Source organism: Gammaproteobacteria bacterium, from assembly GCA_009838035.1.
GTDB lineage: Bacteria > Pseudomonadota > Gammaproteobacteria > Steroidobacterales > Foliamicaceae > Foliamicus.
On record VXSK01000010.1, the window covers coordinates 16,330 to 30,485 of the forward strand.

The following is a 14,156-nucleotide window of genomic DNA, read 5'->3' on the forward strand; positions in this document are numbered from 1 at the left end:
CCGAAAGTCGGATTACTCCGGTTTCATGGCGCTGGCACGTTCGAAGACGTGGATCGCGTCGGATCCGCTGTTGTTCGTGTAGTTCGTCGCCCGATAGACATGCGCTCCGTCGGAACTCTGCGCCGCCTGTCCGTTAGCGCGCAGTTGCGGCACCGTGTTGCCGAACCGGTCATCGCTTCCTGAGATGGCGAAATCGCTGACCTCGAGTGCGCCGGCCTCCACATTCCAGCGAACCACGTAATATCCTTCACCGCAGAATACGTCCACAGCCGGCAGATCGGAATGCGCCATCAACCGTTCGCAATTCTGCAATGCGCGTGGTCGGGGTCGCAGATGGCTCCGCGCGTCAGACGTGTCCAACTTGCTCTCGAAGGAGAATTCAGTCAGCGTGCCCAGGTGCTTTGGATTTGACGGATCCGTTGAGATATCGAATGCTGTGAATACCGTATCGGAGACGGGTGGTGGCCATGCACTCGTCGAATTGGGACCGCTTAAGAAGAGTACCGTACCGTTTGCATCCAGAGCTACATTCCTCAGGCTGCCCATCTGGCGGAAGGCCCGTTCGTGGTCGGCGTCGCTGCGCAGCATTTCCCGCACGGACTCAAGTTTGCCGGAGGAAGCATCCCTGGAAAACACGAACAGTCCGTTCTCAACCGCGAGGTAGAGGTAAGAGCCATCGGGAGAAAGCGTCATATCGTTGAGACCAGTCAGATTCTCAACCATGGTGAAGTCTTCACCCGAGGCATTGCTCGCCGAAACGGTTTGTACGAGAGTGAGCTCGGTGGGCGAATCCGCACGCATCACCAACAAGCTTTCGTTGCTGCGTGAGTAATTACTACGCAGTGCGTAGAGGTAGCGTCCGTCCGGATCGCCTAAGATCGGCGAGAAGTCGCAGGTCAGACGGTTGTTCGTGCGGAAGCGATCGGCGAAGTCGTCAAGCTCCTGGTGGCTCAGCAACAGACCGGATTCCGGCAACTCGATGCTGTGGCCTCGAAAACAAGGAGCCGTTGCGAACAACCGTTCGTGGAGCGGGCTCCACCACAGACGGTATCCTCTGTCCAAATCCGATTCGTTGTCCGTCCGGTGCAAAAGGGCGATGTCTCCGGTTTCGGTGTCTCGAGAGAACGAGTAGACATGATGCGCCGAAGTGCTGAACAAGTGCTCGCCGTCGCCGGTCATGGCGAGGTTTTCTGGCGAAAAGGTCCGGTCGAACACAGGGTCGGCAAGAAGAGACGCCTCGGTGACGGCGCCCTTGTATGCCAACTGCACAGGCGCAGCCGACTCGGCCCACCGCAAGGTTGCCGAGGGCTCCTGGTCGATATCTGGCCTTCTTGACAATCGAATGTCGTAGCGCGTGCCTGCGCGCGCAAGCAGATGCGTCTCGACCCGCCCGTTGGCGAGGAAGGATCGCTCGCTAGTGGCGATCGTCCACGTTGGCTCTGCGCTTGTGCCGCTGGCGGGATGGATTTCAACGATGGCGTGGAGAGGATGTCCCTCCACCCAGAACCTGTGCCACCCGGACGTGGGTGCAACCCAGTCCCACCAGACGGATTCCAGTCCGACCGTCTTGCGTGGCTCGTCTGCTTCCGCCGTTGCATAGCCCAGCGAACCGTCGACCGATCCGCTGCCGCCCGATATGCGAATGGCGTCGGCCCGGTCATCGTTGGCGGGCGTCGTGCCCCACGCAATTGCGCTTGATTGCTGGAAGGATCTGTTCACCAGCGCGTCCGAAGCTCGGCCAAAGGCAATCCAGTATTGCGTATTGCCGGCTGCTTCCAGCACCAGTGCCGACCCGCCGCGCAAGGACCCGACGAACTCCAGATTGTCCAGAGCGTCTCCCGTGAATATGCTGAGTTGGAATGCGTCCGATAATCCGTCCATGCGCCATGTGAAACGTCCGTCCCGGGGGGCGGTCCAGTGCCACCAGGCTGTGGCGATGCCGGTCTCAGGCGGTTCCTGAGGTTCCACCGTGAAATATCCGCGGCCGCAACGTTCAGGATCAAGAGCGATGCCTTCAAGGCCATCTAGCGGAATCGCGTCCTCAAAACGGTCATTGCATCGGCTATCGGACCGGGGATCGTCGTCACTGGTTTCCCACTCCAGTGTGAAGGGAGCTCCGCTGGCATCGGCGTCAGCCGATGCTACGACAACGTGATAGGTTGCTCCCTCCTGGATCGCAAATGTTACGGACTTCACGCTTCTTTGCAGGGAACTATTCCACACGGAACCGGTATCGGATACGAGGCGCAGCCCACCCAATCCCGAACCCGCAAATGCCAGGATTTCCAGTGCTTCGGCGTCCATGGTGAAGTTGACAAACCCATCCACCGGCGCGGTCCACTTGTACCAAACGGTTGCGGCATATCCGCCAAGGAACTCCTGCCGCTCCAGCGTCGCGCCTTCATTGGTCGAAGAATGAGAGCCGCTCTCTCCCTCGATCTGGTGGGCAAAAGCAAAATCGTCATGGGCCGGCCGTGAGTCAGCCGACTCCCAGCCAAGGACCAACGGCACGAGATCCCACGCGTCGGATGCGACACGCAATTTGTAGGAGGTCCCGGTCTTCGCAACGAAAGTGATTTCGCTGCCATGCTTTTCGGTAACCTGTTCAAGCGCTGTCAAGGCGTCGCCGGTAAACAGGTTCATGTCGACACTTGCGGGACTGCCGGAGTCCGCCTCCTGGACCCTGATCCTGAATAAACCCTCTTCCGGCGCCTCCCAGACGTACCAGGCCGTCCGGCTGTTGGCGGAAACCAGCGGTTCCGCCGGCTCGCGCGACGCGAGAGCAAGATCCAGGCTCGTCTGTTCCGATGTTCCCGACAGACGCTCGGCAGCCGCAAAACTGTCATTGGCCGGCGCAGTGGCATCAGCGCCCGGCGTGCTCTCGTCCTCAGTCAGCTGAATGCTCCGGCTCGCCGCCGCAGCATTCCATGAACTTGCCGTGACGTGGAGAACACCGCCGGCGGGAATGTCCTCACGAAGAAATTTCAGTTGCACCCGTCTTGGCGCTCCCACCGCGACTTCGCCAACCGATATCGCCCTGGATTCGGCGCTCCAGGAACTCGGCACCGGGCGATCAAGCCCGTCTCGCCGAAACACCCGGCTGCGGTGCGGCAGGTAGGCTCGATCAAGACTACTGCAGTCCCGCGGCTCTGGCGCACGGCAACCGAGGTGAATTGTCGTCCCGGAAGCCACGTATCCGCTGGATTCGGTGGTCACGTCCACAGTGAGATACGCGCTGTCGTCATCCGAAGACGACGCGAGAGCGACATCCAGATCGAGCTGTGGGCGGGCTTCGCCGCGCGCGATTTTCCAGGCTACGGCGGCGGACGGAGGCTCGCCGTAGGTTTTCACGGGCACCACCTTGATCCTGTAAACGCCGGGCTCCGGATCCTCGATCAACAACCACTCCACGTTGTCGATCTCTGAGCGCGATGCGTGTTCTCCGCACGCGCCGTCGCCGCAATCGGCGCCCTGGTCGGCCCACATATCCAGGTTGCTTAGCACCGAGCGGGTCAGTGTGTCGGCCGGAGACTCGTCCCAGGTCAGCACGATGTCCAGCCGGCCGGCATTCTCCGGGACCTCGATGTCGATATATTCGTAGGTGTCACTTTCGGGTTGCGCGCTGGCGCTACCGATGAGCCATCCCTCGGCCTCATCCTTCGAATACAGGCTGGTGCGTGCTGAAACCAATCCCAACCCGTACAGGTTGTTGAAATCCCCCGGACCATCCGTATTATCCACCGGAAGCTGACCGCGGGTTTCCAGATAAGCGTGCGGACGTATGGCGCTCGCCATGAGCCGCGCGCGGGTCAGCGCCGGCTGATCCTGAAATTCGGGCCGCGCCTCCATGAGCAGTGCCGCCACGCCTGCCACCGCCGGCGCCGCCATACTCGTGCCGCTCAACGTGTTGTAGCCCGCTCGCGACGCAGCGCCGCGCGCGGATGTCAGGCCTACGCCCGTTCCCACGATCCCCGGCGCGAGCCTGCCGTCTGCCGTCGGCCCGTGACTGCTGAACCAGGCGATGATGCCGGAGTCTTCCGCGGCGCCCACCGAAAGCGAATTCTTGGCCGTGCCATAGTTGGAGAAGCCGTGTTGTCCGGCATTCGACTGAGCCACTACATAAAGCTGCGAATGAGCGTATACGACCGCATCGAGCTTACGCTCTCCGACGCCCCGACCCGAAAATGCAAGGTTGGTCGCGGAAAGACTCATATTGACGATCAGCGGCTTGACGGCGTCGCCAGATTCGCCTTGCCAGACGCAACCCGACGGACGCGCGAGGTAGTCCATGCCCCGGCGAATATCGTCAGTGCTTCCGGAACCGTAACTGGAAAGCACCTTCCCGAACCGCAGGTGGCTTACCGACGGGGCCATGCCTGCGAGCAACGAGTCCGCACGCCCCGCGCCGGCGATGGTGCCGAAGACGTGCGTGCCATGTCCATGCAGATCAATCCACAGGTCCCAGCCTTCATCCATGACAAAACTGGCGCCGCAAATGCTCGTACGCCCGTACGAAATATCCATGTGCTGGGCGTTGAGCCCCGTATCCAGCACTCCCACGGCAATGCCCGCTCCCGTGACGCCGGTGAAGCGCTCCATGGCCGGTTCAAATTGACGCAACTCGTCGGCACCCATTACCGGCACCGCCGAACCGTGATTCGCTCTTACTACCGGAACGGGTTCAACCGTCATAACGAAGTCGGCGGCCAAGACGGACATCAATGCCGCCGCCGGGAGGTTCGCCGTGTAACTGCGAAGATCGGCGTCGTAGGCGCCAACGATAACTCCGAGTCCGGCAAGCGCCTGCCGCCATTCACCCGTAGAGTCAGCGCCCATGAGCGTAATAAAGACCGGTATGGAATCTCCCGTGGAACTGGACTCCAGCTCCTGCGCGAACGCCTCCTCGATCTTGTATTCCGGTGGCAATACGCCCAGCCCCAGCACTTCCGGAAGCCGGGCTATCGATTCCAGCCGACTGCGCTCGGCCGGAACGCGAACGCGCGCGTATTCGCCCGACATGCCTTCAATCCGCGCGCCCAGCGCAGCGAGAGACTGATGCAGGTCCTGTGGACGTGTACGCGGCGCAGGCCGCAGTATCGCGAATGTGAACTCGCGCCCGGACGCCGCGGCCTGAGCAAGGATCGCGCCCGGGGCAAACGCGGAATTCAGCCACAGTGGAATTTGGGGGAGCTCTGGTTCGACACTGCCACTGAGCGGGGCGCGCCGCATGAGGCCATGGTAGGTGCCGAGCGAATAACCGTCAGGCAGATCGTTGAGCTCGGAACTTGGCGAAGCCTCGGAGGATTGCGCATCGTTCGTACGCGTAGCGACAAATGTACCCGGGGACGTGACGGCAGTCGCCTCCACGCCGGCTTGACTCTCCCTCGCGGTCCGCCGTAATACTCGGTCCACGGTTGCCTGACTGGTGTCAACTACCGCGGTTCGGTCGCCAGGTTCGCGGTTCGTGTCGGCGAACCACCACGCGAGACCTGCAAGGGCTGCCAACGCAGTGAGCAACAGCGCCATGGGCTTGTTCATTGCGTGAACTTTCATAATTGCCGGCCCATGGTGATCTCCCCCCAGAACCGGTTCATCTGAACTGAGGGAAAAACACTATATCAGGCAGCCTTGGCAGCGTATTCCGCCGGCGTGGTGTATCCCGGCGAGTTGTGCGGTCATTCGGCCGGGTCGGTACCGGCATGGGCACCCGCGGGCACGTGTCCCAGGGGGGCTAAAGGGCGGGGGTAAGGGAGCCGATGTTGCGAAGGAGCCCCACGCGGGCCTCGGCCAGTTCGATGCGCTTCTCGAGCAGCGTTACGTCGGTCTCGGCCACGATTTCCTCGGCCTCAAGCTGGTCCAGCACGGTTCCGCGGCCTGCGCGCAGCTTCTCCTCGACGATGGACACGATCTCCGCGGCGTCTTCAAGCGAGCGTTCAAGTTCCAGGCAGGCCCGCGCCAGGCCGTTGACCAGGTTCCAGGAAACCGAGATGTTGAGTTCGAGCTGCTCCATGTCGGCGTCCAGGTCGTACTGGGCCGCTTCCCTGGCATAGCGCGCCTTGCGCAGCGCCGCGAACTTCCTGCCCCCTTCGAACAGCGGCATGCTCAGCACCAGCTGCACGTCGGCGTCGCGGGTCTTGATTTCGCCCACGTAGCCGTCGCCCCCGCCAAGCTTCAGTTCCAGCGACGGCCACAGCTCGGCGCGCTGATATTTCATTCGGCTGTCCGCGACCACCAGGTTCTGGCGGGCCTTACCGGCGATCGGGGCGCCTTCCCTACCGCGCGTCCTGGCCGCTGCCAGCGTCTCGGGTTGACGGCGCTCCAGTTCGACCAGGCCCTCGGCGTCGAGGTTCTCGCGGATATCGCCGGTCAGCCGCGCAAGTTCGGATTGAGCGCGGTTGTAGGCGGTCTCCGCCTCGATCCTCTGCGCGCGGGCCTGGTGCAGGTAGCGAAGGACTTCATGCATCTGGGTGAGGTCCGACCTGCCCAACTCCAACAGTTCGCGCACCGAGGTTTCCTGCTCGCCCACCAGGCGTTCGAATTCGATGCGGCGGTTCAGGATGCTGCGGCGGTGCACCTGCTCGGCATACGCGATCGCGGCATCGGCCAGTACCGACTGGCGGGTGTCGTCGGCGTCGTATTCGGCGGCGGCGATCAGGGCGCTGGCCTCGCGCTCGCGGGCGCCGATGCGCCCGAAGGAGTAGATGGTCTGTTTGACCTCCAGCCCGGAGGTTCGCGAATTGCCCTCGTAGATTCCGATACTGCGCGCCTCGTTGCGGTTATAGCCCCAGCCTCCGCCGCCGGTGACATTGATGGTCGGGAAGCGCAGGCTTCGGGCCTCGGCGAATTCCTCGCCGGCTTCCTGCACCCGGCTGCCGGCGGCGCGAATGCGGGGGTCGCGCTGCACGGCGTCGCGCAGCGCCTGTTCGAGGGAATACGGCGCGTCGTCGACGCCTCCCGCTTGCTGGGCCGAGGCGGGGGCGGCGAAAACGGCGCAGGCGGCCAGGGCAACGATTACGATTTTCATTCTTCTTTCATGCCTCGCCGGATGGCGTCGGAAATCGGCTCCGCCAGGTACTGCACCAGCGTGCGCTTGCTGCCGGTGAAGGTCACTTCCACCGGGAACCCGGGCCGAATGTCCTTGTCGCCCAGCTTGGCGAGCTCCGATTCCGAAATGGCGATGCGCGCAAGATAGTACTGAAGCTGCGTGTTGTCTTCGGTGAAGATGTCGGCGGAAACCAGAATGACTTCGCCGATGAGTTCGGGCGTGGCGCGCTGCTTGAACGGCGTTATGCGCAATCGCGCTTCCTGCCCTACCTGGACGTTGTCCACGTCGGCGGGGCGCACCTGGGCTTCCACGATCAGCGTGTCGTCCTCGGGAACGATGTTCATGATCGGCTGTCCGGTGGGTACCACGCCGCCCACCGTGTGCACCTGCATGTTGATGACCTTGCCTTTCTGAGGCGAGGTGATCCGGGTGCGCTGGACCTGGTCGCGAACCGCGAACAGCCGGTCGCCGGTTTCGAAAACGAGATTCCGCGCTTCGGTCAGGTCCGTCGACAACTCGGTGCGGTAGTCGTTCTTCAACTGGATGACCTGCTGGCGGGTCTCGCCGATGGCCAGTTGCGCCTCGGCGATCTCGGCGCCGATCTGCCCGACCTGGCCACGCGTCTGGGCCAGATTGAGCCGCTGCTGGGTAAGCAACTCGTCGGAAACGAGGTCCTTTTCAGCCATGCTCTCCAGCGTTTCCACCTCCTTCTCCAGCAAGGCCTGTTCCTGTTCGGAAGCTTCACGCCGTGCCTGCAGACCCCGGACCTTCTCTCCGAGCTGTTCCACGCGGCTGTTAAGGATCTCGATCTCGCCGGCGTGCTGGGTCCGGCGTTCCTTGAACAGGTCGATTTCGGCCTGAATGATCTCCTCGATCCGGACATCGCCGCGCAGCGACTCGAACTCCCTGGAAAACTGAACTTCCTCGCGGTTGTAGAGCTCAGCGCTCAGTCGGTCGATCTCGGCCAGGGCGCCGTAATAACGCGCCTCCAGCAGGTCCTGCTCGGCGCGCGGCTTGGTGTCGTCGAGCACCAGCAGCGTTTCGCCGGCCTCTACCGTATCGCCCTCGCGGACGAACATTTCCTTGACGATTCCGCCTTCCAGGTGCTGCACGGTCTTGTTCTCGCCGGCCACCTCGACGATGCCGGTCGCGACCACGCCCTGGGCCAGCGGGGCCAGCGAGCCCCAGAGGACGAAGATCAGCAGCGCCCCGGTCACTACGCTGCCGCCAATCCACATGGCGCGGTCCTTCAGCGGATCGACCGTCTCGTTTTCCTCGATCTTGGGTGGCGTCTCGAAGATTCGCTTGAGAAAGGCCAGCACCTTCTCACGCCAGTTCTGCGGGGGGGCTTGCATCTGAAATTTCATTGCGTGTATTTAACCTGTATCGGTTTGGCCGGACCGGCGGGCTGTTGCGCGGGGCGGCCCGCCCGGGCCTGGGCCTTGGGTTTGGCGAACTGCCCCAGCACCTCGTCGCGCGGACCGAAGTTCACGAGCTGTCCCTCGTTCATCACGCCGATCCTGTCGACGCGCCGAAGCAGCCGGATGTTGTGGGTAATCAGCACCGTGGTGATCCTGCGCTCGCGCAGCGTATCCAGGACCTGCGCCAGCGCTTCCTGCCCCTCGCTGTCGAGATTGGAATCCGGTTCGTCCAGTACGACAAACGCGGGATCGTCATACAGCGCGCGGGCCAGCGCCACGCGCTGGCGTTGACCTGCCGACAGGCCACGTCCGCCCGCGCCGATCGGCGAAGAATAATTACCGGGCAGACGCATGATCACGTCGTGGCAGCCGGCCATTTGAGCGGCGGCGATCACGGCCTCGGCCTCGGGCTCCTGAAGCCGCGAAATGTTCTCGGCAACCGTGCCTTCGAACAGTTCCACGGTCTGCGGCAGGTAGCCGAAGTGCTTCAGGCGCAGGTGGTCCGACCAGCCGTCGATACTCGCGCCGTCCAGGCGCAATGCTCCTTCGGAAGGTGGCCACACGCCCATCATCACGCTGGCCAGCGACGATTTGCCGCTGCCGCTGGGACCGATCAACCCGGTCAGCGTGCCGGATTGCAGGGTGAAGTTCACTCCGCGCACGACCGGCGTCTCGCCGCCGGGCGGAACGGTGCTCAGGTTTTCCGCTTCCACCTTGCCTTCGGGTCGCGGCAGGTCCGTCGCATCGGCGTCCGGATCGGCGCCGAAACCCTCCAGCAGCGCATTGACCCGGCGCCATGCCTGGCGGGCGCCGACAAATCCGCGCCACGCGGTGATGCCCTGCTCGATCGGCTGCAGCGCGCGGCCCATGATGATCGAACCGGCGATCATCATTCCCGGAGTGAGGTCACCCTGCAGGACCAGGTAGGCGCCGGTTCCGAGAATGCCCACCTGCACGGAAAAGCGGAAAGCCTTGGTGGAGGCCAGCAGAGCGCTCAGGCGTCCGGCGGCGGCGGACTGGAACGCGGCCGAGCGCCGGTGGCGGCCGCGCCAGCGGTCCATCAGCCCTTCGAACATGCCCATGGCCTTGAGCGCGTCGGAATTGCGCATCGAGGATTCCAGGAGCTGATGCGATTGCAGACCCTCGATGGCGGCGGCGCGCATCGGCAGGCGCGAGCGGAATTCCGCCAGCATGCCCAGCGTGAAGATCACCAGCGCTCCGAATGTGGCCACGGCGCCCAGCAGCGGGTGAAATATGAAGATCACCGCCGTGAAGATGGGCGTCCAGGGAATGTCGAAAAAGGCGAAGATCGTGGGACTGCCCATGAACTGGCGAATGGAATCGAGATCCCGCACGGGCTGAGTGGAGCTCTGCTGCTGACTGGCCAGGTTGCTGCGGAACGCGCTGGCCAGCACGTCGTTGGCCATGTTCAGGCCCAGCGCCAGGGCGATCCGCTGCATGAGCCGCTGCCGGACCCATTCGAGAAAACCGAAGCAGACCAGCAGAAAAACCGCGATGAGCGTGAGCATCGCCAGCGTTTCGCCGCTGCCGCTGGTGAGCACGCGGTCGTACATCTGCAGCATATACACCGGCGAGACCAGCATCAGGATGTTCACCAGCGAACTGAACGCCGCGATGGCGATAAATCCGCCGCGGTACTGGTTCAGCGCCGCCCGCAAAGGCGTGACGGGACGCTCGGTTTCGGGGTTCTTGGGCTGGTCGTTCACACCAATTCAACCGCCAGCACGTGCTCCCTGAGCACGGAAATCGCTAAGCTGCGGTGCCGCCGTTGGCCTGAGCGGCGCGTTGCTTCTCGACCTCCTGGCGCAGGCGCTCGTTCACCTCCTGCATCATGCGCAGCGTGCGAAGAAAGCCGGGCCAGGGCATGGCCACGCGGGTCTTCGGAAACATCTTGGGCGGCGCGTTCTCATCGCCCCCGGCTGCCTCGTCTGCCTCGAATTCACCGAACTCGAGGCGCACGACGCCGTCACGCAAGGTGGCCGACATCAAACCGTCAACAAAAATCTTGGTATCGCTCATCTGGCTTTTTCTCCCTAGAGACATCAACAAAGCTGCGGTACTGGGCTGTTGCGCCCAGCCGACCCGTTAAGGATTCTAGCGGAGATATGGGGCTGCGAACGGGCGATTCAAGCCGGGGAACGCCCGCCCGGGACGATTGGGTCAGGCGCTGTCGATGGCGTCCAGGACGTCGTCCTTGATATCGTCGGCCACGACGTAGCTCAGGATCAGTACGCCCGCGGCAACGCCGCCGAGCACCATCACCACCCTGCTCCCGTTGCCGCCGGACCCGTCGTCGCCGTTTTCTTCCTCGTCCTCATCGGTGTAAAGCGCCCAGTTGCGGACGAGCAGGCTATCGAGGCGCAGGTCCTCAATCCTCGCGCGCGGCGTCGAAACGCGCGCACTCAACTGCACAAACGGCCGGAAGACCATCGGCCAAAGCGGACTCGGCTGCACGGCGGGCCGTTCCTTCAGTGCGCCGATGCCGAGTTGGAGGCGCGGTTCACCGGCGCCGAAAGAGATGTGCAGTTGCGCCGCCATGCCCGGTTCGGCCGCCGCCGCGCCCGGAGCCGCCGTAAAACCGATAAGGGCCAGCGCCGCCGCGCCGAGCACCAGCGCCATCCTTCGTGTCGTCATGAAATGTTCTTCCTTTTCACGATTTCTGCTGTCCGCCGCCGCGGGGGCGGCCCGACAGCCATTCGTTCACTTCGTCGCGCCGCCATCGGACGGCCTTCGCGGTCAAGCGCAGCGGAGGAGGGAAGTTTCCTTCCTTGATCAGCCGGTACAACGTGGACTTGCTCAGTCCCGTCATCTGTTCCACCGAACGCCGGCGCAGCATACGCTCGTCGCCCTGGATCTTCATGCGCTCCCCTGTAGCGTGCGGTTTTCGGTTGCCGTTCACGCAACCTACCTAATCTAGAGAGGACTATACGAATTGATTGTGAGTTTCTTGTACGAATTCCCGCTTACGCCGTGAGATTCCAGTGTATCGATGGCCTGGCAACACGGTGGTTGCCGACAGGCATAGTGGGTTCGACTAGTACTAAAATGTCCAGAATAAGTGTTTGTTCTGAAAGGTTTTACCCCCTACACCCCTCAATCATTCCCACAATATTCCCATCTTCATCAAGGCTTGCTTTTGATTCTATTCTGACCAGTAATCCATACATGGGCAAATCTCGGAACGGTTTGTCCAGCAAGCATCTTTGAATCATCGGGCTCTTCTGATTGCATCGCTTCGTATTCCCGATCGCACAAAGGAGCTTCCAGCCGGACTATTGCATTCTGTAGTACGGATACTGCAATTCGAATTTCCCGCATTACGGCACTCTTGCAGGGCACCTGTTTCCGCCGCCGAACGAGAGTTACCTGTGGCAAGACCCCAGCCGCCCGTACCGTCGCTGACAGCGAACGCGACACATTGACCACTGCCGAACCGAGCCTCGATTCTGCAATTTGTAGGCCCGGCCGCATCGCTTTGGCAACTGCGCAACACGGCGTCGTCGGCGGCAGCTTGCGACAAATAATTAGTTCCCCAGAACCAAACCAATTGTGTATCCGTGCTGCCCACTACGAACGCCCCATAGTATTGGCGCACAGTACTGGGCGGCGTCGTTGGTGTAGTTGGCGGCGTTGGATTGGTCGGCGGCGTTACCCCGGTCGTTCCCGTTGGCGACGTTGCACTAGTACCGGAATTCGGTGTTGCCCATATCTGGACACGGTCCACAACGCATTGCATTTGACCATCAGTCCCTAATCTCTCTTCCAGATACACGGACACCTGAGCGTTGATGGCCAAGGCGTCGGCGAAGGTTTCATAGATGCGGGTTTTGACCCATCGTTCTTCTTCCGTATTAATGCCTACGAAAGTCGATGCCTCAATGTACGGGGCGCCGTTACATTGATGCCCGGAATCCTCCGGTGGCGGCGTCAACAGAACACGCATCGTGCCCCCATCTGCTACAAAAAGAGACCGCACTCTCCCTTCATACCAACCATCGGCGGTTGCATTGAATGCCCCTTCGGGCATCGTTGCAACATTTTGTGCCGGTGCCTCGCCCTCCGGTGCGAGGCCCAATAACATCGTGCATAAGCCAGCAATCAAAGTTGAATTTTTTAGCATTTCTTTCCTCGACCGCACGCTAGTACACCATCATACCGCAGCCGCTTGCAGGCCCGTGTTTGCTGGCTGATTGTCTCGATGTCGGCATCGATGAAAATTATCGCGGCCGACGGCAGCAGCGTACTCAGCCCGGCGAATCACCGAAGACATATTTCATATATGACTTAGTATCATCGTAGCAGGTGGATAACTACATCGGGGCGCGCTCTATTTCATGCGCGAAGAAGGCCGGATGTAGTCCGCCCATTCCTGCATCAGCTTGCGCCTGCGGTCGAACAGATCCGTGCGGCGGTAGGCGCGCTCGACGCGATTCGAGTTGACGTGCGCGAGAGCCAACTCGCAGACCTCGCGGGGCGCGTCCGAGCATTCCGCGGCCCAGTCGCGGAAACTGCTGCGCATACCGTGCGGAACGCAGCCCAGATCGAGCTCCCGGCAAAGCCTGGACAGGGAAGCGTCGTTCAAGGCCCGGCCGTACGGTGCCGGGAACACCAGGGCGGAATCCTCCCCCAGGCTGCGCGCCGCCGACAATACGCGTAACGCCTGGCGCGGCAGAGGCACCCGGTGCGTGCGTTTGGCCTTCATGCGCTCGGCCGGAATGGTCCAGACCGCGCTTGCCAGGTCGATTTCCTTCCAGCGGGCATGCCGGGCTTCGCCGCTGCGCACCGCGCAGAGCGTAAGAAACTCGAAGCACAGCGCGCGGGTCGGGTAAACCGGGGCCGACCGCACCTTTTGCAAGGCTGCCGCAACCTGCGCAAAAGGAAGCGCCCGGAAATGCCTGGGCGCGGACGCGTTCCTGGGCAGCGCCGCGCTCAGTGCGTCGCCGACGGGGTTGTCGTGCCGGTAGCCCTGCGCCACCGCCCACTTCATCACGACGCCGATGCGGCGGCGGATGCGGCGCGCGGACTCCGGCAACGTGTTCCAGATCGGCAACAGGACGCTCATGATGTCCCGCGGCTGAATCGCGTTGACCGGCAGATGGCCCAGGTGGGGCAGAACAAAGCGATGCAGACTCGAACGCCACTGGGCCTCGCTTTTCCCACCCTTCTTCCAGCCCTGAGCGTGAATCCGGATCACCTGCTCGACCGCATCCTCGAACGTGGGAACCAGCGGCGCACGCACGCGCGGATCACGCCCCTGGGCAATTACGCGCCGGTTGCGCAGCGCCTCGTCCCTGGCCTCGGCCAGGGTCACTACCGGGTAGGCGCCCAATCCGATATTCACGGGTTTGCCGCCCAGAATCACCCGCTGGGACCATGTCTTTGAATAGCCGCCCGCGCTTCTCGGTTTCACCAGCAGGCTGAGCCCGAAACCGCCCCGGCCGTCGCCGTACCGGCCCGGCCGATTGACCGTGCGTACGAACGAAGCGGAAAGGCGCTTGGGACGATTCACCGGGTATTACTTCCGCTATTGCATTTTGTGCGGGATTGGCACGTTCCATCCGAAACTTCCGGATACGGATCATACCTATTTTATCAATTAAATAAACCATTTAGGTGCGTTTAATAGGACTATAAAAGACTGATAGGGAATAATAGGCAGAGGCCTACTC

Annotated in this window: 9 protein-coding genes; all 9 read right to left on the minus strand. The window is 62.3% G+C overall.

Going from position 1 to position 14,156, the window contains the following annotated elements; all coding sequences use genetic code 11:
* Positions 1-12: 12 nt before the first annotated feature.
* Entirely contained in the window at positions 13-5,553 is a 5,541-nt protein-coding gene (locus F4Y72_06875) for a S8 family serine peptidase (GenBank protein MXZ28014.1), read from the minus strand.
* 178 nt (positions 5,554-5,731) lie between these two features.
* Entirely contained in the window at positions 5,732-7,024 is a 1,293-nt protein-coding gene (locus F4Y72_06880) for a hypothetical protein (GenBank protein MXZ28015.1), read from the minus strand.
* Entirely contained in the window at positions 7,021-8,412 is a 1,392-nt protein-coding gene (locus F4Y72_06885; protein MXZ28016.1) for an HlyD family type I secretion periplasmic adaptor subunit, read from the minus strand. The genes F4Y72_06880 and F4Y72_06885 overlap by 4 nt, the downstream gene beginning before the upstream one ends.
* Positions 8,409-10,199: a type I secretion system permease/ATPase gene (locus F4Y72_06890; protein ID MXZ28017.1), complete on the minus strand. Its 1,791-nt coding sequence runs from the start codon at positions 10,197-10,199 to the stop codon at positions 8,409-8,411. Before F4Y72_06890 ends, F4Y72_06885 begins: the two co-directional genes overlap by 4 nt.
* A 37-nt stretch (positions 10,200-10,236) precedes the next feature.
* Positions 10,237-10,506, minus strand: a complete 270-nt coding sequence (locus F4Y72_06895) for a hypothetical protein (protein MXZ28018.1) — start codon at positions 10,504-10,506, stop codon at positions 10,237-10,239.
* 141 nt (positions 10,507-10,647) lie between these two features.
* A complete protein-coding gene (locus F4Y72_06900) occupies positions 10,648-11,121 on the minus strand; it encodes a hypothetical protein (protein ID MXZ28019.1) in 474 nt (157 codons plus the stop codon).
* A 16-nt stretch (positions 11,122-11,137) separates the two neighbouring features.
* Entirely contained in the window at positions 11,138-11,347 is a 210-nt protein-coding gene (locus tag F4Y72_06905) for an AlpA family phage regulatory protein (GenBank protein MXZ28020.1), read from the minus strand.
* Between the two features lie 348 nt (positions 11,348-11,695).
* A complete protein-coding gene (locus F4Y72_06910) occupies positions 11,696-12,607 on the minus strand; it encodes a DUF4189 domain-containing protein (protein ID MXZ28021.1) in 912 nt (303 codons plus the stop codon).
* 207 nt (positions 12,608-12,814) lie between these two features.
* A complete protein-coding gene (locus F4Y72_06915; protein MXZ28022.1) occupies positions 12,815-13,996 on the minus strand; it encodes a DUF4102 domain-containing protein in 1,182 nt (393 codons plus the stop codon).
* Positions 13,997-14,156 lie beyond the last annotated feature (160 nt).

Bases quoted from the DNA above. Each gene is read 5' to 3' on its own strand.
- F4Y72_06910 (MXZ28021.1), bottom strand. From the start codon at position 12,607: ATGCTAAAAAATTCAACTTTGATTGCTGGCTTATGCACGATGTTATTG.
- F4Y72_06885 (MXZ28016.1), bottom strand. From the start codon at position 8,412: ATGAAATTTCAGATGCAAGCCCCCCCGCAGAACTGGCGTGAGAAGGTG.
- F4Y72_06880 (MXZ28015.1), bottom strand. From the start codon at position 7,024: ATGAAAATCGTAATCGTTGCCCTGGCCGCCTGCGCCGTTTTCGCCGCC.
- F4Y72_06895 (MXZ28018.1), bottom strand. From the start codon at position 10,506: ATGAGCGATACCAAGATTTTTGTTGACGGTTTGATGTCGGCCACCTTG.
- F4Y72_06900 (MXZ28019.1), bottom strand. From the start codon at position 11,121: ATGACGACACGAAGGATGGCGCTGGTGCTCGGCGCGGCGGCGCTGGCC.
- F4Y72_06905 (MXZ28020.1), bottom strand. From the start codon at position 11,347: ATGAAGATCCAGGGCGACGAGCGTATGCTGCGCCGGCGTTCGGTGGAA.
- F4Y72_06875 (MXZ28014.1), bottom strand. From the start codon at position 5,553: ATGAAAGTTCACGCAATGAACAAGCCCATGGCGCTGTTGCTCACTGCG.